Consider the following 23240-nt stretch of genomic DNA (forward strand, 5'->3'; position numbering starts at 1 on the left):
TCGGGAATCTGGGCTTCACCACCGTCGGAAACCCGACTGCAAGATGTCACCACGATCGCTACCGCAGCGCATGCCGCAATTTTAAGGAAACCAGAGGAAAGCATTTTCATGACTGGTTATAAGAGTAGCACAGCTCGGTAGCTATTCCATATTTTTGGCGAGGCCCGCCGTCACAGTTAACGCTTGCGCCCGAGGGGGGATTTCAGAATGCTGTTTGATATGAGCGATACTTCAACACCCAAGCTAGTCAACCTGACATTGCGAGACGGTCAGCAATCGACCCTCGACGCCGCAGACTGGGTCTTCGAGCCACGCGATTTTGCCAAAATCATCGCCGCATCGGCCAAGGCCGGGTTCCACGGTGCGGAAATTGCCGGAGGTCAAAGTTTTCAGATCGCCATCAGTCGCGGCTACAATCCCTTCACCATCTTGGGAGCTGTGAGTCATGCGCTTTCGGAGTCCGAGGACATGCAGGACTTCGAACTGCAAATGCTTTTCCGCGGTGCCAATGCCCTGGGTTTCCGCCACTACGATAAGGATGTGTTAGAAATAACGCTCAATGAATTCATCAAAAACGGCATCACCAAAATCCGTTTCTTCGACGCCCTCAATGACATCGAGAACCTGGAACTGCCGGAATCCGTGAAAGCCGCCGAGGGAGTGGTGCTGGAGGGGGCCATCTGCTTCACCCATTACCCAGAAGCCCCCGAGCGCTACTCCGATGAATATTTCTGCCACTACGCGCAAGCCCTGATCGATGCCGGATACAATGCCATCGCCATCAAGGACATGTCCGGACAGCTCACCGACGACCGCATTTCCACCCTACTCCCCGCTCTGATGAAGGTGCTCGAGCCGGGAGACATTCCGCTCACCCTGCACTGCCACTCGACCAATACCGAGAACTCCTCCGCCGCCATTGCGCGCGCCATCGAGTTCGGTGTGGATGTCATCGAGACCGCTGAGGGCTGCCTGGCCGGCGGCTCCTCCCACCACGCGCTCTCGGCCGTCGCTCCGCAGCTGATCAGCGATCAGGATAGCTACGACAAACTTGGCAACCGCATCAATCAAATCTGGGGAGAAATGCCCGACCGCAAGGATCAGGAAATCCCCCAGGAACTGAAAGAGCAGCTCTGCGCAGCGGGTGTGCCCGGCGGTGCCATGCCCTTTGTCATCCGCGATCTGCAACAACAGGAATCCACCATCCGCGCGAAGTATCTTTCGTCACCGAAGGCCACGGACAAGACCATCGACCTCGAGGAGTTTTCCACCATCGTCGATCTCTTCATCGCGGAGCTGAAACGCGTCTGCCAGGATGCCGCTCTGCCGCTGCTGGTGACACCGACCGCGGACATATGCTGCAAACAAGCGATCGCCAACCTCGCCATCGGTGCCGACCCCTACTCGGACTCGCTGGCGGATCGTTACCTCAATCGCGGCGGTCAGCCGAACCCAGACCCACGCTTCGCCAAGCTCATCCTCGGCTACTACGGCGAGCTGAAAGCTTATGATGGCAATGGCGGCGTGCATCAGCCGAAGCCTGAGGTCATTCAATTTTTCGAATCAAACAACCGCCTGCAACTCACCGCCATCGAGCGCCACCCATCGCACACCGTCGGAGGCAACGACCTCCGCGAAGCACAGCACTCGGCCTGGCAGCTCATTCAACGGCTCGGCACCAAGGCACTGTCCTTCGCCGACTTCGATCAGCTCACCATCCTCTACGCCCTCAAACCCGCCGGAGCCGTGCAGGTGGATCCCATTGAGCAAGCGGTGGAATCCTACGTCGAGCGCTCGGAGCGGGCGAAGATCGACGGCAGCGGCAGCACCTTCCCTGACTACGAGGCGCTGATGCAGCCCATGCTCAGCCACCTCAGTGCCATGTTTGTCCTCCGCCCGGATCTCGAGGTGAAGGACATCCCCCTTTTCCCGCTGGAAAAACTCGGCAAAAACCTCTGTAGCCACCTCTTCGATATCTATATCGATCTCCCGATCTGGACCAGTGTCACTTCGCTGAGCAATCACCTGTCCAAGCTACTGTCATCGTCGCACATTTCACCTGAATTGTTAGAAGCAGTGCGCAACGTCAGCATGAGTCTGGCGAAACTCGATGCCCGCCCTGACCGACAAGACAAAGACAAGCTCACCAAAGCGCTCGATAGCTTCAGTAAGCTGACCATATCCGACCTCCTCAACAGCATTGCCCTGATCAACAGCTTCATTAACGACATCGCCAAATACGGAACCAACCCCAAAGCCTACGCAGGTCGCAGCATCGGCTTCGAGGACATGCCATGGCTCACCAAGACCTCCGGAAGCTACCAGGCCACCGACCCCTGGGAGTCGCGCATTCAACAAAGCATCACCGGCAAATACCTCCGCCTGGAAAACGACTTCCAACGCCGCTCGGAGAATTGGAAAGCTTAGCCAAGACGATTATGAAACCATCGATCGAAATCGAATACTGCACCGGCTGCCGCTGGCTGCTGCGCGCCGCATGGACCGCGCAGGAGCTGCTGACCACGTTTGAAGATGAGCTGGGGTCGGTCACATTGAAACCCTCCGAGGTCAGTGGCGGTTTTTTTGTCCGGGCCGATGGCACCATGCTCTGGGATCGCAAACAGCGCGGTGGCTTTCCTGAGATGAAAGAGCTCAAGCAAATCATCCGTGACCACATCGCCCCCGAGCGAGACTTAGGTCACAGCGACAAAGACGCTTGAGGTAGGGTTGTTTGGCTCAAACAACCGGATCAGAGGCATTCATCGTCACTGACTAGAAAGCTTTCCAACCGCAAAGAAGCTCCCACCGCATCCGCGAGGTATGTAATCCACGAGGAGTAGCGACGCGCCGCTGTGATGACCTGCCGCGGACTCACCATCCGGCTGTTTGGGCCAAACAGCCCTACCGTTGCTGTTGGTGTTGGAGGAGGTCAATGGTTTTGGGGAGCACATGGCTTCGTCTGTAGGATGTGATGAAGCGAGGCCGTTATCGTTGTTATTCCTGAACCATCGCACATGACACTCGCACCCCCAGGTGTCTTGTTGGTAGGGTTGTTTGGCCCAAACAACCGGATCAGAGGCATTCAGCGTCACTGACCAGAAAGCTTTCCAACCGCAAAGAAGCTCCCACCGCATCCGCGAGGTATGCAGCCCACGAGGAGTAGCGACACGCCGCTGTGATGACCTGCAGCGGACTCACCATCCGGCTGTTTGGGCCAAACAGCCCTACCGCTGCAGCTGGCGGTCGAGGAAATCGATGGCTTTGGCGATCGCTCTTCCTGGAAACAAAAAGGTGCTGATGTGGCTGCGACCTTTGACCCAGTGGATCTCGTGATGGACCTGATGGTTTTCTAACTTCGGCAGCAAACGATAGGTATGTTCGGGGGGCACGATCTTGTCCTTGGTCCCCTGATAGATGAAAAGCGGTGGCGTCTCCGGCGTCACTTGATTCATGGGCGAGGCGGATCGGTAGATGTCCGCGTCCTCCACGAAGGTCTTGCCGATGAATACCGGCACGACGGGGAAGTCCGGGTCGAGTGTTAGATCTTGTGGAGTAGCGCCGGCAACGACAGCCTGGATCGCCACCCCATCCGGAGGCGATTGAAACCCGAGCATTTCCGCCAAGTGGCCACCTGCGGAATAACCATACAGGCCGATGCGTTGGGGATCGAGATTCAGCCGCTTGGCATGGTCTCTCATCCACTTCAAGGCTTCGCGTAAATCATCCACAGGCGCCGGGTAGTTCCACTCGGGTGCCAGGCGGTAGGTGGCATTCATCACCAGGTATCCACGCCGCGCCAGCTTCTTGGCCAGGTGGCTCATCTGGTAGCGGTTATCATTCTCCGCCCAGCTGCCACCGTGGATGAGCAGGACCGCGGGGGTCGGATGACTGACTAATGGACGATAGATGTCGGCCCGAACCGCCTGCGGCCAATCGCTCGGCGTGTAGATCACCTCTTTTTCCACCGAGAACTTCACCAACGAGCGAGCACCTGAGCCCGACCATCCACAGGCGGACATCACCATCGAAGACGAGCCAATCACCAGCTGGGCCAAACCTCGATAGCCAAATCTCTCTGCCAGGGTCCATCGCATGCAGGAGATATACAACGGAATGCGCATGAAACAAGGGGATCGTCACGCTGCGCCGAGGAGTCGATGAGCCACCTCCTTGCGCGGTTTCCTCGGGGATCCATTGACAAAGGCACCCATTCGCCTCATGGAACGGGTCTGCCAAACCGCAGTGAGCTTTGCTTTTTCCTTCACGGGAAAAGTGAAGCATTGTGGATGCATCGTCTTCAGATGCTGCGTCCGAGGCCTCCGACTGCTCCGTCGGGGGCCTTATTTTTTGCCCGCATTTGGCGGCATCTTAGCCTCCACCGCCTGCTGGTATTGCTGCCGTTTGGCTGCGGCCTGCTGTTGTTTGGCGAGGGCTTGGGGGGCCGTTTGATCGATCTGGCTGCGGAGTTGCTGCAGACGATGGCGGACCTTGTCCAAGTTCGCCGTATCTTGCATGGAGGCCACTTCCTTGGCGAGGGCGGTGAAATCATCCATGCTGGCGTGTTGTTTGTTCCTCAATGCTTCGGCTTCCTGCTTCAGCACGATCGCCTCGGTGTTGATGGCGGCGGCTTGCCAGTGGTGCAGCTGCTGTTGTTGGCGGCTCAGTTGTTTCTTCGCCAATTCGTAGGCCGCTTTGCGTTGCTTCATCGTGGCCTCGGCTTTGGCGAGTTTCTCCTTAGCGGGTTTGATGCCTTGCTCGAAGGACTTCAGATTTTTCTGAGTCTCAGTGATCGGTGCATTTAAGGCGGTGCGCTGCTCTTGCAGGGCCTTGCGCTTGGCGTGCAGGTCATTCCATTGTTTGGAAACCTGCTGCCACTGCTTGTCGGCTTCGGCGAGACGATTGCCGGGGCCTTTTTTCTGATCGACCAGCTTGGCCAAGGCGGTGCTTTTTTCATCGCTGGCTTTTTTCTGGCTGGCGAGTTTTTGGCGATGTTGTTCAAGCTTGGTCTTCGCCACGGCGGCGGCTTGTTGGGCCGCGCTGTCGTCCGGTTTTGCCTCGGCGAGTTTTTGCACTTTCTGTTGCTGGTCGATGAGGCGCTTTTCTTCGCCGATGAGTTTTTTCAACTGCTGATCCGCTTGTTGCTTCTCACGCTGCATGGCGGTGATCGCGGCGCTGTGCTGGCTGAGTTCGCTGCGGGCCTGCTGGACATTTTTGTGTCGCTGGTCGCGCACTTTCCCCATCTCTTTGGCTTGGGCGTAGATCTTCTTGAGCTGACCGTCGAGCTGGCTTCGCTGCGCCTGCAGCTGCTTCGACTTGGCAACTGCATCACGATGCCCTTGCTCGGTCTTGGCCAGCTGCTCCTTGGCCGATTTCCACGTGGATTCACTTTGTTGGAAGGCATCTGCCTGCTCTTTGACCTGGATTGGCAGGCTGACCAACTGGCCTTGGATACCCTTGATCCGCTGGGCGATGCTCGGTGGATTGGCGGCGATGCTGCCGATCTGTTTGGCCGTGACGGGATCCCACACGGTGATGGCGCCGGTGAGAGTGGCGACAAATACCCGCTTGCCGTCCTGGCTGATGGCGACCTCGGTGGGGAGGGATTTGAAGGCGGGCAGCTCCTTGGCGAGGGCGAACGAGGGCTTCCAGATTTTGACTTTTTTATCCCTGCCGCTGGTGACCAGAAACCCACCGCCGTTCAGGTTCCAATCGAGCGCTAACACGCCGCCCTTGTGTGCGGTGATTTTTTTCACCTGCTTGCCGTTTTTCATCGACCAGACAAGGACCGAACCATCCTCCGATGCCGTGGCGAGCAGGTTGGAGTCCGAGCGCCAGGCGACACCCGTGATCGATGCCTTGTGACCGCGCAGTTCATAAAATTCATTGCCCGTCTGCGCCTCCCAGACGTAGATGCCGCCGCCGCGACCACCGGAGGCTAACAGCACTCCATCGGGAGAATAGGCGAGCTGCGTCACCCAGTCTGTATGCTTCTTGATCGAGACGAGCTGCTGATCGTTTCCTGTGTCCCAGAGCTTCACCCGTTTCCCCGGTCCACCCAGTGCCACACCACCAAGGTCGCCACGCAGCGAGGCGGCGAGCACGGAATCGAAGTCCTTGCCTGCGGTGAGGATCGGCTTCCCGCTTTCGATCTCCCAGGTCACCGTGGTGCCGGATTTGCCCCCGATGCCACCACCGGCGAGCAAGTATTTCCCCGACGAGTGGAATGCCAGTGAGCTTGGTTGGCCTTGATCAAAGGGAAGGATGCCGACCAGTTGCAGGCTCTCCGTGTTATACAGCAGCACCTGGCGCTGACCGGTGACGGCTAACAGCGGCGCCCATGGGCTCACTGCCATGTCGGACACGGCGCTGGCACGATCGGTCTGCACCACCGGCTCTAACAAGAGATGGCTCGGCATCGGTGGCGGACCGTCAGGTTTCCCTGCGGTGGGGGCCGCGGTGATCGAGAATGCGGGTTTACGTTTCTTCTTCGGTTTGCCGCTTTTATTTTCTAACAATCCACCATCAATCCATGCGCGGATGACATCGGCATCCTTCTTATCGAGCTTCTCCCCCTTCGGTGGCATCTTGGGTTTCAGCGTGTGGGTGATCACGCCGTAGAGCTTGGAATCGGCGCCCTCACCAGGTTCGGCAATCTTCCCACCCGAGCCACCACGCATCATCGCGCTGTAGTTGGTGAGATCCAAGTCCCCTTTTTGTTTGTCCGGGTTGTGGCAGTTGGTGCAGGACTTTTCAAAGATGGGAAACACGTGGTCCTCATAGTTCGGTGCCGCGTGCGCCGAGGACGAAACCGCCAGTGCCACAGCCACGGCGACGCGACTTAGGATTCCGTAGGGCATGTCGTGTTGGGAATGCATGCTAGTGGTTGAAGATGAATTCTTTGGAGTTCAGAAGCGCCCAGAAAATGTCCTCGAGCACTTCGCGTTTGCTTTGAAAATCGTTGGCGTCCTTGAGGTAGTTTTGCAACTTCGCCATTTCGGCATCGGTGGGTGGTCGCGACAAACAGGTCAGGTAAAGATGCCGGATGATTTCCTCCGGTGTCTTTTTCTCCTTCAGCATGTTCACCACGCGCTGCCCGCTGCGGATGCGGTTGTGGGTGGTGTCGCCATTGAGTAGGTGCAAGGCCTGCGACAGGCTGGGTTCCATTTTAACTTCGCAGGAGCAGACGGTTTCGCGAGTAGCCCGACCGAAGGTTTTCAGGAAATAGGTGGAGGTATTGCCATCCGCGATCTGCACCGCGCGGGCACCTTTGGGCAGGCCTTTGAATTTGTTCGGGGTGGAGGTGACTTGGGAAACGACATCGAGCAGCACCTCGGCGCGGAGTCGGCGCACGCGGGCGTGGGAGAAGTTGCGGGTGTCCGTGGCGTTACTTTCGTTCACTCGGGTCGACCGCTGATAGGTTTGCGATGTGCAGATGTCGCGGACCAGACGTTTGAAATCGAAGTTATAATCGACAAAGTGTTTCGCCAGGTCGTCCATCAACTCGGGGTTCGACGGTGGGTTCGAGATCCGCACATCATCCACCGGCTCGACGATGCCGATGCCAAAGAAATGCGCCCAGATGATGTTCGAGACATTGCGGGCAAACCACGGGTTCTCCGGCTCAGTGAGCCACTGCGCCACCAGTTCCCTGCGCGACTTGCCAGAGGTATCCGGTGCCTCACCGCCGAGGAACTTGGGCTCGGCGGTTTGATTGGTGAGCGGGTTCTTCATCTGGCCGCCGCCATCGAAGATGATCTGCTCGCGCGGGTCTTCCGCTTTCTTGCGTTTCACCTGCGCGAAGAAGGCGGCGAAGCGATAGTATTCCTCCATCGTCCAGCGATCGAAGGGATGGTTGTGACACTGGGCGCACTGGATGCGGGTGCCCATGAAGACCTGGGCGACATTTTCTGTTAGCAGGAGCGTTTCCTGCTCCACTTGGAAAAAATTCGTGGCAGGTGTCGAGAACGTGCCCCCTTTGGAAGTCAGTAGCTCGCGCACGATTTCGTTGAAGGGAGTGTTCGATGCAATGCGCTCGCGCAGCCAGTTATGATAGAGCAGCGCCGCCTTATAGCTGACCTGATTCTGGAAGGTTCTGATCTGCAGCAGCTCCGACCATTTCATCACCCAAATCTCGGTGAACTCCTTGGTCTCGATCAATCGATCCACGAGTGCGGCACGTTTGTTGGGATCCTCGTCGGCTAGAAAAGTGGCACGGTCTTCGGGCGTTGGGAGCCTACCAATGAGGTCGAGATAAACCCGCCGGACGAAGACGGTGTCATCGCAGGTATCCGATGGGATCACGCGCAGTTTGTGCAGCTTCTGATAGACGTGACCATCGATGTAATTCGCCGCCGGCAAGTCCGGCTTGCTGTAGCTCAGCTGATCCGGGATGACGATGGTTTGCATGCCCTCGGTGAAGGTTTGGAAACGTCCCATCAAAAACGACTCACCTCGTTTGGCGGAGGTCAGCAATCCGCTGCGGGCGTCGATTTCCACCGAGTTGTCGTTGCTGGTGCTGTAGGTCGTCAGGCTGGTGACATCGCGGTCGCTGCCGTCGGAATAAATCGCCCTCACCGTGAGCGGAAGTTTTTGCCCGGCACCCTTTAGCACCGCCTGCGTCGGGCGGACTTCGATGGAGGTCGGCAGCACGATATCGCCATCGTCATAATGCGCCCCGTCTTTGATCCAGGCGTGCAGGACCTTATACGCGGCGCTGGATTCATCGAACAGTTTGCCGCCGGTGTGCGGCACTTTTTCGGTCGCTTTGGTCAGCATCAGGCTGTCCTCGGGCAGCGCGAGATTGATTCGGCGACCCGGCATTTCTCGTGTCAGTCGGTAGTGGTCGCCTTGGGGGTCGTAACCGAAAAGTGACAGATTAAATCCATCCTGCCCCCGTGCCGACCCGTGGCATGATCCGGTGTTGCAGCCCGAAGCTGTTAGCACCGGCATGACATCGCGCCGAAAACTCACCGGCCTGGCTTTTTTCGCCTCTTTCACCACCACCTGAACCGTCGCTTTTTTTCCACGGTAGCTGATTTCCACCGATGTCTCACCGTCCACTTGGGGAAAGAGAGTGGTGCCTTCAATGCGGACCAATGCCGCATCGGCAGCGCTGATATCCACCGATGGCGTGACATCGCGCGTGGTGGCATCCTTGTAGTGCCCGATGACAATCAGACGATGGAAGTCCGCGCTGGTCTCCAGGGAAACCTGCTTCGGAAAGACTTCGATGGAGGTGAGATTCGGGTCCGACTGATCGAGATTCGCTTCGCGCCGACTGCGTTCCTTCGCCTGCAACTGCAATCCATCCGGCCAGGGAGCGCCGGCTACGAGCCAGTTTTCCAGTAGCTTGGTTTGCACCTCCGTGAGTGGTGGCCCGCCGCTTACCTTGCCGTCTTTGCTTTTCTCCTCGGTCGGCGGCATGATGTCGTCGTGCCCCGGCGCATGGCGAACCAGCTTGAGCAGCAGGCTGCTTTCGGGAGCTTTCAAGTCCACTGCCAGATCGGTGTCGCCACCTTCTAACAATCCGGCACGGGTATCGAGTCGGAGCGCGCCCTTCTGCTTATCCGCTCCATGACAGCTGACACAGTTCTGTTCCAAAATCGGCTGAATCTCCGTGGCGAAATCCGGAGCTGCGGAGGCGGCTTCGGTGAGCAATGCCGCCACCACACTGTGGCAGACATTTTTCCAAATAGGATGGTTCATCGGATGCTTCATGGCTTGCTTTGGCGGAGTTGTTCCAGGCGTGACAGCGGCTTTTTGGTGGCAGGTTTTTTCGTCGTGGCAGCTGCTTTTTCGCCCTTGGGTTTTGGCGGTGGCGGATTGATTCTCAGCGTGCCGCCCTGGCCAATGTTGTGAGGGATGACGTGACCGCCTTGCTTTGGCAGCACCTGGCAGAAGATCGTGTTGTGATTTCCCTTGGGGGCGTCGGACGCGACTTCGAGATCGAAAACCAGCTCCCGGGTCTTGGCGGTGATCTTTTTCGGCACGGTTTTCACCCCGTGTGGCAGGCCGTGCAGAATCACTTCAGCCTCACCACTGAATGCTCGGTTGTGATTTAGTTTGCAGAGCAGCGAAGTGTTCTGACCGGGAGTGGTCGACGCCATTTCCATGCTTACACTGAGGAAGGGTTCGGAAACTTGCAGGGTGACCGGAGCCGAGGCAACCATCACCGGGCCGGACTTGGTGGTGGCCTCGGCCGTGACACAAATCCGGTGTGCACCCAGCGCCGCATCGCCATTGGCATTGATCTCATAGACGCCCTCGGTCTTGCCCTTGGCAATGGTGATCGACGTTGGTGATCCGACCCCCGCCGGCTTCCACGGCAGCACCACATTCACCGGAGCATCGAAGCCTTTGTCGCGCACAAGCGAGACATATAACTTCGCGGTGCCATTCTTCACGATCGGGACGGGTGGATGTTTCAACCGCACTTGAAACGGCGCCTGCTCGCAGACGGCAACGGTCACCCGACGGTCTTTGGTGCTGTGAAAGGTGCCGGTGTTGTTGATCTCGATGTGATGCACCACCTCGTTCAAGTCGCCTTTGACCCGACTCTCAGGGTTGGCGTCACGGATGGTGAAATGATGCAGCCCTCCGGATAGGGGCGCGTCTACCTTGGCTTCGAAGAATGCGAGGAAAGAGGTCACCCCCTTGGGCACCTTGCCGGCACTCATGGTGACACCGGGCGGTAGGGAGTCGGCCTCTAACACACACTCGCAGCCGGTATTCCTACGCGCGACATTGACCACCGTGGCGTAGCGATTCCCCCGGGGTATGACGATGGCTTTGCGCAGCTGGCTGTTGTTTCTCGCGGCGACAGGTAAGGTGGCCGACAGCGCTGCCTTCCGATGGTTGATTTCCACCCGGTAAACGTAAGCAGGCCCACCATTGCCCAGCTGATCGCGGACGTTGAGAAAATAGTCGCCATCTGCGCTCGGTTTGAAATCGATGATGCTATCCAGCTGCCCCTGGTCGTCATTCCGACTGATCTGCTTCCCTTTGGCATCGCGCAGAATCAGCACGCTATCGAGCGGTGACCGTAGGCTTCGCGCCTTCACCTGAATGCGAAGATTCTGCCCTTTTTTGGCACTGAAGCGGAACCAGTCGACATCGTTTTTCCGCTGAATGATTCCATGAAAGGCACAAGGAGCGGCTAGGGTCGGGCCGACTTCCTTGGAGCCGTTGTTAGGTTCTTTTTCGTTGGCAAATGGCAGTGAACTCACCAGCACCGAGTTTGGCGAGGGCGCCTGCAAGCCGTCTTTTTGGGCAAAGATGGGGAACAACGCAGCTTCCTCGCCCGTGACGCTGGCGGTCACCTGATAATCTCCAGCCGGATCGCCAATCATGGTGAAGGTGGTGGCCACTCCCGGCTTGGCGGCAGGTGGGTAGATCGCGGACGGACGGGTGAAGCCTCCGATGTGCAGGCGGTAACGACAGCGGTTGTTTCCTTCGTAAGACGACTCCCTAACAAGAATTGTATAGTTCCCATCAGCGGGTGCGATGATCGAGGCAAAGGCGTCCTGACGCAGTAGCGGCGCATCATCGGAAGTGGCGAGTTCGAAGCGTTTGCCATCGAGGATGGCGACGTAGGGATCGAAGAACACGCCACCGAGTCGCATGCCCTCGACTTCCACCGAGATGCGCTGACCCTTTTTCGCCTGCACCTGGTAGTAATCGACATCCTCCAGCTCGGCCACGCCGGCCACCGTGGTGTTCCACGGCACGGTCTGAGGTTTGCCAAAATCATTGTTCGGCTCCACCTCCTTGGTCGTGGCAAATTGGCCGACCCAAAAAGTGCGCATGTAGCTCACGCCGCCTCGACAGCGCAAGCGCAGGGCATACTCGCCCAGCTCGGCCTCCGGGGAGATTTTCAGCGCGGCCTTGACCTGCTTCGCGTTCACCGAGGTCAAGCTGGTGACGCTGATGCCCGGTTTGAGAAAGATGATTTCCTCAGGCGACTCCATCCGGTCGCCATGTAGATTGACCACAACCTCCTGACCACGCTGCCCACCGCGCGGCAGCACCGCATTCAACACGGGGGTGAATGCCTGGGCCGATAGAGTCGACACACAGAGGAATGCCAGAGTTTTCAGAGCAGCACGTATCATATCCGTTAGAGAAGAATATCTTTGATCACCTCTCCGCCGTCGACGATCTCGATCGGTCGGCCACCCGGTGCCATCAGCTCCTTATCCGCATTGATGCCCATCTGGTGATAGACGGTCTTGGCAAAATCCTGCACGCCCACCTTATTCTCCTCCGGCTCTGCGGCGAGGGCGTTGGACTTTCCGTAGATCACCCCTTTTTGCACCCCGCCTCCGGCCATCATCACGGAGAAGACTCTGGGCCAGTGGTCGCGACCGTTGGTTTTATTGATCTTCGGTGTGCGCCCAAACTCGGAGGTGAGCAGCACGAGGGTATTGTCCAACATACCGCGCTGGTTCAGGTCCTTGAGCAGGGCGGCCACGGCCTTATCCACGCTCGGCAGCTGCTTCTGGATACCGGTTTTAATGTTATCGTGGTGGTCCCAGCCACCGGCAGTCAGGGAGATAAAGCGCACACCCGCCTCGGCCAATCGACGCGCTAACAACATACGCTGCCCCGCCTGGGTTTTGCCATACATCAGCTTCAGCTTTTCAGGCTCCTTCGAGAGATCAAATGCCTCCCGCGCCTTCTGCGACGAGATCAGCTTGTAGGCGTGCTGATAGAACGAGTCCATGGAATCGAGCGCATCGGAATTTTCCAGACTGCGAAAATGGTCGTCGACGGTGCTAAGCATCGATTTCCGGCGATTAAAGCGTTGCTCATCGACGTCCTTCGGTAAATTCAGATCGCGCACCTTGAAGTTCCCCCTCGCTGGATCGGCGCCCAATCCGAACGGTCCGTAGGCGGAGCTGAGGTAGCCGGAGTTGGCGAACTCATTCGGCACGTTGGGCACGCAGACGTAGGGAGGAAGGTTATTTTTCGGCCCGAACTCGTGCGAGACCACCGAGCCCATCGAAGGAAACTGCAGTGCCGGACTGGGCCGGTAGCCGGTGAACATATTGTGGGTCCCGCGCTCGTGCGCCGCCTCGCCATGCGACATCGATCGGATCACGGTCATCAGATCCGCCACCTTCGCCATTTCCTTCATATGCTCGCCAAAGCGTTCGCCTTTCAGCACGGTGGGGATCGAGCCGAAGGGGCCACGGTATTCGCTGGGTGCGTAAGGTTTGGGATCGAACGATTCCTGCTGCGCCAGTCCGCCGGGCAGGAAAATCTGGATCACCGACTTGGCAACACCCTCTTTCGAGGCATAGGTTTTCTGCGCTCCGAGGGCCTCCATTTTGAGAAATTCCGGCAGTGTCAGACCCAGCCCCGCGAGCAGGCCAACGTGTAAAAATTCGCGCCGTGAGCTGTCGGAGGCAAACGGGTTTCCAGGGCATGAGGGGTTCTTTTTCATAAGCTTAGGGCATAGGTAAAAAATGACGGTGCTAACATAAGCATACGCCACCCTCTCGGAAAACCTATCATCGTTTCCAGCGCAATTTGTCATACCATGAGAGACGACCACGAAGCCGAAAACCACCCGCCGCGACGAAGCCTGTCAGCAGACCAATCAAACGAAAGTTTCTCTGGTAATGCCCATGATCCTTGGCAAAAATACCTCTTATGGTGCAGCCGCAAATTGATGGTTTTGAAATCCTTGGCCTGGTAGGCGAAGGAGCGTGTGGCAGCATTTTCATCGCTCGTGAAGCCGACAATGTAAATCCTGGCACCTGGTATGCCATCCGCGTGTTCAACGCCATCGCGATCAACCGCCCGCTCATCGAAAACATCGCGGGTCGACTCACCAACGGATCCTACCCGGAGGGAGTGGTGCCCATCCTCTGGAAGCAGTCCAGACAGGGCAGCAACTGCATGGTCATGCCGATGCTCGCCGACATCGACGAAGCCAAGGGCACCATTGCACCGCGCTCGCTGCAGGAAACCATCGCCGACTACCCCAAGGACGACGCCTGGGAGACGATCGAAAAGATCGCTCACGCCATCGCCAGCATGCACGGCCGCCGCATCCCCCACGGCAACCTCAAACCAGGCAATGTCTTCTTCGATGAACAGGGCAAGGTGCAGCTTACCGACTTCGCCATGGGCCACATGCCAGGAGTCGGCATGCTACCCTTCACGGACGCCCTGCTCTACGCACCGCCCGAGCAGCTGCGTGAGCCGGACGGCTATGTCTCTGGCAAGGGTTATGGCTGGGACACCTACGCCTTTGCCGTGCTCGCCTTTCGCATGCTCACCGGCAAGTTCCCGCGCTGCGAAGCCACCTTTAAAAAAGTGGCACCCGGCCCGGGCGAACACCACGTCACGGGCATCCAAGCCGATGTGATCAAACTGGCCGAGCGCCTGGAACACCGCGAACTGGAAAACTGGCCGGAAGAAGCCCACGACGACCGCGAACGGAAACGCCGTGAGGTGCTGCAGCGCTGCCTGTCACTCAATCCGGAAGACCGCTACAAAGATCTCAACGAAGTCCTCCAGGCCTGGAGTGATATCGATACCGATGCCGCCGCCGCTTTGGCGAAGAGCAAGCTCAAGAGCAAGGTGAAGCGCAGTCGTGCCGGCATGCTGTTTGCTCTGCTCCTAGCCGGTGCAGGAGCCTTTGGCTGCTTCACGCTGTTCGGTCTCCTGCAGAAAGAAAAAATCGCCCGTCAGGACGACATCGAAGCCCTCAACCAGCGCATCACCGCACTCACCACCGAGCGGGACGAGGCGGCGAAGTCCGAAGCCGAGGCCATCGCGTACAGCCAGAATGCGGCGAAGCGGGAAGATAAACTCCGCAAGCAGCTGATCGCACTTGGGGTGACCAACGATCGGTTGTTAGAATGGATGCTGCGCGACCGCAACACCGACTTGCCGGAACTGCAAAAGACCGGCCCGGACAAAACCGCCGCCGATGCCATGGAGCGTGAACTCAGGGCATTTCTGAAAATGACCGAGGGCGAAGACCAGTTCCAGCCGATCCGCGCCCGCATCATGCTGCAGCTTTCCGAACTGGAAATCCACCGCAAGAACCCCGCTGACGCCGATACATTGTTAGACCGTGCGATCCCCGCTTTGCAAAAAGCCGGCATCAACGAGCCAGGCCAGCCGTATCGGATCGCCCGCGCTCGTTTGATCACGCTGTTGCAGGCGCTCGATCAAAACAACGAAGCTCTAACCAGCAGCTTGCTCCCGAAGGTGCGCAGCGCGATTGCCCAGCTTGAACAGGCCGATCCGGTGGAAACGCAGCGGATCAATGCGACCATGGAGCTCATCGAAGGTCGTTTGGTCGAAGCCTCGGATCCAGCCAAGGCACTGGCACATTTTCAAAAGGCGATCCAGAACCTCGAGGGCATTCACCAAGCGCTGCCGGAAAATGTCAAAATCCGATCGGAGCTCGCGCGCAACATCCTCCATTCCTCCACCTTGGCGGAAAGCCTCGATCGGGTGGAGGACGCGACCAAGCTCCGGGGAGAAGCCGCAAATCATCTGCGCTGGCTACTCGATAAAAACCCGCAGTTCAGCTTCGCGAAGGTGAAACTCGCCGAGATGGAAATCATGGCGGCGGAGGCCGACATGCTCTCGGGCAACGACAGCGCCGGTGAGCGCAAACTGAAGAAGGCGGAGAGTTTGTTAAAAGGAGTCGCCTTAGATGATGTTTCCCCAACGGGTAGCGCCATGCAAGTCGCCGTCGTTAAAGGATTACAGGCAGTTTTACTCCGTGATCGTGGCCGCACCAGTGACGCGGCAAAGAACTTGGACAGAGCCATTGATCTCACCGGCAAGATCGTGGCGGCCAACCCCACTGCCAATGAACCGCTTTATCGCCTGGCAGGATTTCACTGGTCGCGCGCCAGCCTTGCAGGTGATGCAGGAGATTCCAGCACGGAGCTGAAACTCGGCTCGAAGGCCGCCACCATGATGCAACAGCTGCTCAAGAATGGTGCCGGTAAACGTGACAACGAACTGCGCCGATCACTCGCCTATCTCTACGGCGACCTCGGCCACACTGCCAATAACTTGGGGAAAACAGCCGACGCCGTTTCCCACTACAAAAACGCCGCTGTGATGTGGCAAAGCCTGATCGATAAAAACGGTAAGCGTGACGAGTTTGTGGAGGGCCTCAAGTGGAGCCAATCGCGCGCCAAAGCCGCCGCCCGTTAGAAAAGTAACGGGCCAAGAGCGTTTCCACCCTTGGCCCGTGCTGTGATTACTTGCTTAGCGCCCCACGGCCTACAGCTTCGCTGCGGCGGCGGATTTCAGTTCCTCGGCTTTATCGCGCTCAGGCGCGGCGCCTCGTGCTTGGTCCGGCTTGCCTCCACCTTTGCCACCAGCGATGGGGCCGAGCTCTTGGATCAGCTTGCCGGCCATGAGACCGTTGCCACGAGCATCCTCGCCACAGTAGGCGCCGAGGTGGAGGCGTTGGCCATCGTCTACGATCAGGAAGGCAGCTCCAGTAAACTGCTTTTTCTTCAGTCCATTGAGTAGCTCCTGCAGTAGGTTAGCAGGTCCTTCGAAGACTTCGGCGATGTTGCCACCGTTTTCTAACAACGAGACCAATGCCTCGTCCGCCATTTTCGCAGCGGCGCCGGCTTGGGCCTTTTTGAGTTTCTTCTCGGCGTTGATTCCGGCTTCGCGTAGCAGCTCGATGTGCTGTTTAAAGTGCTTGAAGGTGGCGTTGATTTGTTCGAAATCGCCCCCCTCCATCAGCAGGGCTCCCATGATGTGGGGGAATTTTTTCATCTCCACCTTATCCTCGCCCATCTCGGTGAGCTGGCTGTTGGCGGCTTCCAGTTTCGCACGGAGATCGTCTCCTTCGGCATCTGCCTTTTCGATTTCTTCACGCATCCAGTTCCAGGCCGCGTCGCCACAAACGGCTTCGATCCGACGAATACCGGATGCGATCGCCCCTTCTGATTTGATTTTGAAAATTCCGAGGTCCTTGGTGTTGCGCACGTGGGTGCCACCGCAGAGTTCCATCGAGTAGCCGTTGAGGGCTTTCTCCTCGCCGCCGATCTGAACGACCCGAACCAGGTCGCCATACTTGTCGCCGAAGAATTGTTGGATGTCTTTATTTCCTTTGACGTCTTCGTGAGGAACTTCGATCCATGAAACGCTGTCTTCCGCCTTAATGCAGGCGTTGACCCGATCTTCGATGGCATCCAGTTTCTCCTGCGAGACGGCACCGGAGTTGAAGTCGAAGCGGAGTCGGTTCCGGCTGACCATCGACCCTTGCTGGGCAGCGTCTTGGGAAACTTCCTCGTGCAGTGCCCAGTGAAGTAGGTGAGTGGCGGTGTGGTGCGCTTCGATCGGACGACGGCGCGTCGTCTCGATTTCGAGCGTCACGGTATCGCCGACGATGATGTTGGCGGAGAGATCAATGGCGTGGGCGCGGGCATTGCCGAGCTGCTGCACGGAGGTCACGGTGTAGGTCTCGCCTTCGTGAGTGAGCGTTCCCTGGTCGCCCATCTGGCCACCCATCTCGACGTAGAACGGTGTCTTGTCGGTGATGACTAACAAGTGATCCGGCTGTTGATGGATCTCGGTGACTTTCGCCTCGGTGACATCCGCTTCGAAGCCGGTGAACTCGGTTTCCTGATCAGTGGAAATGTCAGCGGCACGGACCAGCTCGCGGGTGCGGGCGGCGCGTCCTTTTTCACGCTGTTCTTCCATCAGCTGTCCGAATTTCTCCATGTCCACCTTCAGCCCGCGCTCTTCGCAAAGCAGCTGGGTGAGGTCGATGGGGAAGCCAAAGGTATCGTAAAGCTGGAAGGCAAAAGCGCCGTCGAGGGAGCCTTCGCTGTTGGCGATTTTGTCCTCGAACATGGCGAGACCGCGGTCGAGGGTTTCATTGAAGCTGGTTTCCTCGCGCTGGAGGTTCTCCTTGATGGCATCGGCGCGTTCGCCGAGCTCCGGGAAGACGCCGGAAAGCTGCTCGACCAGGGTATCGACCAGATCGGCCATGAAGGGTTTGTCACCTGAGAAGCCGAGGGTGCGACCATAGCGCACGGCCCGACGAAGGATGCGACGGAGAACATAGTTACGGCCGTTGTTTCCTAACAAAATACCATCGGCGAGGGAGAAAGAAAGGGTGCGGATGTGGTCGGCAATCACGCGGAAGGCGATGGCCACCTTAAGTTCCTCGGAGAGCTTCGACTTATCGGACTCCACGGATTCCGGGTAGATATCCTCATATTTCTTACCACTGAGTTCCTCGAGCTTGCGGAAGATCGGCTGGAAGGCGTCGGTGGCGTAGTTGGTGGGTTTTTTGGAGAAATCGGTGAAGCCCTTGGTGCCCTGATAGATCGACACAGCGCGCTCGAAGCCCATTCCGGTATCGATGTGCTTGGCCGGCAGGTCGCGGAACGAGCCATCGGCCTCGGCATTGAACTGAATGAACACGAGGTTCCAGATTTCGATGCAGAGATCGGAGTCCATGTTGACCAGCTTGCCATCGGTGTCGCCCTCCGGTGTGAGGTCGACGTGCAGCTCGGAGCAGGGGCCACAAGGACCGGTTTCGCCCATCATCCAGAAGTTGTCTTTGACGTTACCGTTGACGATCTGGCGTTTCGGATCGAGTCCCTTCTTTTCATAGAGCTCGGCCCAGAAATCGTAGGCTTCTTGATCGAAGCTGCCCGGATCTCCTTCGCCGGGCATGTAGACGGTGGCGTAGAGTCGGTCGGCGGGAAATCCCCAACGCTCGACCACCAGTTCCCAGGCCCATTCGATGGCCTGCTTTTTGAAATAATCACCGAAGGACCAGTTCCCCAACATCTCGAACATGGTGTGGTGGTAGGTATCGTAACCGACGTCCTCGAGGTCGTTATGCTTGCCCCCGGCGCGAATGCACTTCTGGGTATCGGTGGCGCGCGGTGGTGAGTAGGGTGCTTTTTCCGTTCCGAGGAAATACGGCACAAACTGGTTCATGCCCGCATTGGTGAACAACAGCCCGGGGCTCTGCGGCATCAGGGATGCGGAGGGCACAATGGTGTGTTGCTTTTCTTTGAAGAAATCGAGAAAGCTCTGGCGGATTTCGGCTGCAGTCATGGAGTCGGTGGTCGGTGATAAGTAAGCAGTGGCCAGTGCTTGGCCGCTACGCGGAGAGTGCTGATACGGGAAGATGAGCGCGGAGTAAAGCGCGGAGGTGCAGCACTTCAGTCTCAGCCCCTTATCAAGATCCGCCTGTGTTGATAGATCTTGTGTTTGAGTCGTCTCCTGCCATGCTTGTACATGGCAGTAATCGCTATTCCACCATCCCCTATCGATCCCATGCACACTTCCATACTCCCCCCCATTCACCGCTTCAGGCAGGCAGTTCTTTCCTCTGGACTCCTTCTGGCCATGGTCTTATCTGCCAGCGCGCAGTTACTCCACTATCGCGTCAGCGACACTGATGATATCTCTACGTCTGTGCCAAACATCGGCTCGCTAGGAGATGGAACCAATTCCGGCACCGGAGCTGTCACCCTGTCGGCCGATGTTCCTACGCTTGGGATTCCCGCAGGCGCAGGGAATCGCTCGATGTCCTTCCCAGGCAATGCCGGTGTGCTGGCCCCGGGCAGCCAACAGCTTCTCAACAGCCAGATCCGCCTGCACGGTGGATTCACCTACGAGGCCTGGGTGAAATACACAGGAAATGGCAATATCAACTCTATCATCGACTACGCCGGCACGGAAAAACTGCGCCGATTGGCTTCGAGCAGCGGCTATTCCATGCTAACAAATGCCTCTCCTGTCACCCCGTTTGTCACAGCGCCGACGAATGAATGGCACTACATCGCCGTTGTTTTTCATAACATCCAGCCTGAAACCACAGCGGGAGAAATCACCGGCGACTATACCTTTTATGTGGATGGTATTGTGCCTCTATCGACGGTCCAGAATGTTACTATCACAGACTTTGGTGATGGCTTGAACCGTAGCATCGGAGTAGGCACCCATCCGCAGCTACTCGCCTCTGATTTCTTCAACGGCCTCATCTACGAGCCCCGCGTGACCTTGGCCGCCGTCACTCCTGAGAACCTTCTCTTTGCCCATCAAATCGTCACCAATACAAACGACGCGGGCGCTGGCTCATTGCGCGCCGCGATTGCTGCGGCCTCCAGTGGCTCCCTCATCACCTTTGATCCGACTCTCGATGGCCAGACAATCACTCTAAGCAGCGGGCAGCTGTTGATTGATAAAAATATTACCATCGATGCTTCCACTCTGACCAGCGGCTTAACGATCGATGCCAATGGCGGCGTCACCAACCATCGCGTCATCGAGATCGAAACCGGGAGCAGCGTCGAGCTCTCTCACCTCACGATTACAGGCGGCAGAACTCCGGATGCGCCCATCGGAGAGCCTGGGGAAAGCGGTGGTGGCATATACTGCGGTGGCAATCTCACCCTCACCCATTGCAATGTATCAAACAACTCCACCGGTAGAGGTGGCGATGATTTCGGTGCCGCTCCCGCTGCCCACGGCGGTGACGGCGGCGGTATCTATATCTACGTGGGCTCCCTCACGCTGAACGATTCCACCGTGACAGGCAACACCACCGGTGATGGTGGAGACGGCCAAGACGGCGGCATAGGTGGCAGCGGCGGCGGCATTTACGTAAGCAGCTCCGGGGCTATCAACATCAACAACTCTACCGTCGACAACAATGCCACTGGTGATGGTGGCGGCGGCAACAACAGTTACGGCGGGGGCGGCGGAGGTATATGCTTATTTAGTGCCGCCTCTAACAATCTGAACAACTCCACCGTGGCCAACAATTCCACCGGTGACGGCAGCTACAGCGGCAGCAACTCTGGCGGCCCCGGCGGCGGTATTCATATTTTTTCATCCGATCTGACCCTGCATAACTCTGTCATCGCTGGAAATACCACAGGCTTGTCCCCCACAGGTACTCCTGGCACTGGGCCTGACCTACTCAGGAGCTCTATCGAATTCGAAAGCACAGGTGCCAATTTCATCGGCGATCACTCAGGTATCGAACATTCAGCCTCACTCAGCGGCATTCTCTCTGGAAATGCCATGCTCGCTCCGCTCGGGGACTACGGTGGCCCCACCCAAACCATGCCACCCCTGCCTGGCTCACCGTTGCTGGACCTGCTAACTGACAATTCCACCAGCACTGATCAACGTGGATTTCCTCGGCCAACGTCAACCAATGCATCCTGGCAAAACGACTTTTCCAGCGGCCTCAATGGTGCCACCGTGTTCACATCTGGGAATGATGCTGCCACCGGAACCATCGACAATGGTAGCTTCCGCTTCACAGATGCTGTCGCCTCACAAGGCGCTGCGCTAGTCCTGCCAAGCACCGGGATTTTCACCGAATTCACGGCTTCGTTTGACCTTTTTTACCAATTGCACCTATCGGATGCAGCCGATGGTTTCAGCTTCTCTTTCGGCCCCGCCGCCACGACTGCCACCTTTTCGTCCGGATCACTCGAGAACGGTGTGCCTGGTGCGTATGTGATCAGCTTTGACACCTATGACGGAACCGCGGGCCCCAACAGCACGGGTAATATCACACTTCGCGGTCCAAATGGCGCCACCATCAGCACACCCTATACTTTCTTCCGTGCTAATGAAGCCGGTGCCTTCCGTAGCCTTACCGTCACCCTCGATGGCACTGGACACCTTGTTGTCACCTACAAGGGAAATACCATCATCGATCAGATGATCAACTACACCCCCACAGCCGGGGACAGCTTTACCTTCGCCGCCCGCACAGGTGACCTTGCTGCGGAACATCGGATCGACAACATTGTCATCAATTACCAATCGCAGGTCGAGGCAGACATCGGCGCGGTCGAGATTCAGGATGCCACAGACAGCTATAACATTCTTTCCGATCTCTGGCTCACGGATGAAGACGGCGATGGCCAGGCCTTCGGCGTGGAATTCGCCCTCGGCACCAATCCCAAGGTGGCAAATACCGTGAACTTCACCGGCCCCACCATCAACAGCTCCGGACAGGCCACACTGAATTTCGGATTGAATCTGGCCGCGGTAGATTACACCATCTGGAAGCTCACACGCTCGACCACCCTAGAGGTCGGTAGCTTCGAGGAGGTGCTTCGTTATGATGGTGCCTTCGACCAGCTGACACTGGGTGAGAATATTACTGTTGCGGGCAGTGGAGAATTCATCGTTACCGATGAAGCCCCTCCTACCGGCAAGGCCTTCTATCGCTTCGAAGCCGAGCTTATCGCCCCACCGTAAGGCGTCTGACCAGCTCACACCAAGCCTGCTTTTCCTGATGATAGGAAAACAGCGGTGCACGGGTGGATATTTGCTGTTTCAAGTGCTGGTAAAAGTCCGAATCATTAGCAGTGCGAGCCAGGATTTCGATCAGCACAGCGGGGTCCTCCAGAGGAAAAAGGCCGTCGTAATCGCTGCCGAGCATGCCGATATTTCCAGCAATCTTACTCGCGATGACGGGCAGCCCGATGACCACCGCTTCGCAGATTGCATTGGCGCCGCCTTCTTCTGTGGAGGTGTTGAGTAGGACGTGGGCGGTTTTCATTTTCTCAATAACCACATCGTGATCCTGCACTCCGTGGAAATGGAAATTCGGACACTCGGCGGCGGTTTGTTCCAGCGCCGACTGATACTCGCCCCCTTGCCCAAACGCGTGGAACTGCATGGGCGACGACTGCAGTCCACGCACCGCCTCCATCATCAAAGCCGGGTTCTTCTCGGCGCGAAAGTTTCCGGCGATGATCACTTCCAGCTGCCCCTTTGGCCGATGCTCCATGGTATCAGGCAAGCGCACGCTGGGGTAAATGACCTGGGTTTTGGCCGTCAAATCCTCGGGGATGCGATGGGAAAAGCCTTCGTGTAGGGAGACAATGGCAGTGCTGACGGCCAGCGCCTTGCGGGTGTCCGACTCAGCGTCCTCCATCTCCGGATGGTTCACATCGGTGCCGGTCAGCAGGGTGACAATCGGACTTTTCGGCTGGCGCTGGTGGAAGGCGAAGATTTCGCCCGCGCTCTTCCTCGCATTGAGCGCGATCAGGCAGCCGGCGGAAATTGGAGCATCACCACGCTCGTGAATGGCCACGTCTAGGCCACCGTCACGCAGCAGCTCGGTCATCCGTTTCGCGGTCACGGCATTCCCCTGGCTGCGTTGTCGGGGATAGGGCGAGTGGAGGAGAACGGCGGGCATGAGGTGCTGACTCTCGCCGATGATTGGGAAAAAACAAGCCGCAGCC

Annotated in this window: 11 protein-coding genes; 4 read left to right on the top strand and 7 right to left on the bottom strand. The window is 57.7% G+C overall.

What is annotated here, in order from left to right; genetic code table 11:
* Window positions 1-219 precede the first annotated feature (219 nt).
* Entirely contained in the window at window positions 220-2427 is a 2208-nt protein-coding gene (locus JO972_RS14980; RefSeq protein ID WP_309490891.1) for a hypothetical protein, read from the top strand.
* An 11-nt stretch (window positions 2428-2438) separates the two neighbouring features.
* Window positions 2439-2720 carry an Rdx family protein gene (locus tag JO972_RS14985; RefSeq protein WP_309490893.1) on the top strand — a complete coding sequence of 94 codons (282 nt, stop codon included), beginning with the start codon at window positions 2439-2441 and terminating at the stop codon, window positions 2718-2720.
* Window positions 2721-3224: 504 nt separating this feature from the next.
* On the opposite strand, the gene JO972_RS14990 is transcribed toward JO972_RS14985, so the two are convergent.
* The 5 genes from JO972_RS14990 to JO972_RS15010 form a co-directional block, all read right to left on the bottom strand.
* A complete protein-coding gene (locus JO972_RS14990; RefSeq protein WP_309490894.1) occupies window positions 3225-4121 on the bottom strand; it encodes an alpha/beta hydrolase in 897 nt (298 codons plus the stop codon).
* Between the two features lie 219 nt (window positions 4122-4340).
* Complete coding sequence (locus tag JO972_RS14995) at window positions 4341-6875, bottom strand: WD40 domain-containing protein (RefSeq protein WP_309490895.1); 2535 nt, start codon at window positions 6873-6875, stop codon at window positions 4341-4343.
* A 1-nt stretch (window position 6876) separates the two neighbouring features.
* On the bottom strand, window positions 6877-9705 hold the full coding sequence (locus JO972_RS15000; protein ID WP_309490896.1) for a DUF1549 domain-containing protein: 2829 nt from the start codon (window positions 9703-9705) through the stop codon (window positions 6877-6879).
* 8 nt (window positions 9706-9713) lie between these two features.
* Complete coding sequence (locus JO972_RS15005) at window positions 9714-12110, bottom strand: PPC domain-containing protein (RefSeq protein WP_309490897.1); 2397 nt, start codon at window positions 12108-12110, stop codon at window positions 9714-9716.
* A gap of 5 nt (window positions 12111-12115) precedes the next feature.
* Window positions 12116-13444: a DUF1501 domain-containing protein gene (locus tag JO972_RS15010; RefSeq protein ID WP_309490898.1), complete on the bottom strand. Its 1329-nt coding sequence runs from the start codon at window positions 13442-13444 to the stop codon at window positions 12116-12118.
* 191 nt (window positions 13445-13635) lie between these two features.
* On the opposite strand from JO972_RS15010, the gene JO972_RS15015 reads away from it, so the two are divergent.
* Window positions 13636-16191 (top strand): protein kinase domain-containing protein, encoded by a 2556-nt coding sequence (locus JO972_RS15015; protein ID WP_309490899.1) that lies wholly within the window; start codon window positions 13636-13638, stop codon window positions 16189-16191.
* Window positions 16192-16260: 69 nt separating this feature from the next.
* Here the strand turns inward: JO972_RS15015 and alaS are convergent, their stop codons facing one another.
* Window positions 16261-19074, bottom strand: coding sequence for an alanine--tRNA ligase (gene alaS, locus JO972_RS15020; protein ID WP_309490900.1), 2814 nt, complete (start codon window positions 19072-19074; stop codon window positions 16261-16263).
* Window positions 19075-19296: 222 nt separating this feature from the next.
* On the opposite strand from alaS, the gene JO972_RS15025 reads away from it, so the two are divergent.
* Window positions 19297-22248, top strand: coding sequence for a choice-of-anchor Q domain-containing protein (locus JO972_RS15025; protein ID WP_309490901.1), 2952 nt, complete (start codon window positions 19297-19299; stop codon window positions 22246-22248).
* On the opposite strand, the gene JO972_RS15030 is transcribed toward JO972_RS15025, so the two are convergent.
* Window positions 22232-23194, bottom strand: coding sequence for a glycosyltransferase family 4 protein (locus JO972_RS15030; RefSeq protein ID WP_309490902.1), 963 nt, complete (start codon window positions 23192-23194; stop codon window positions 22232-22234). The genes JO972_RS15025 and JO972_RS15030 overlap by 17 nt on opposite strands.
* Window positions 23195-23240: the final 46 nt, after the last annotated feature.

Source organism: Oceaniferula flava (assembly GCF_016811075.1).
GTDB classification, from domain to species: domain Bacteria; phylum Verrucomicrobiota; class Verrucomicrobiia; order Verrucomicrobiales; family Akkermansiaceae; genus Oceaniferula; species Oceaniferula flava.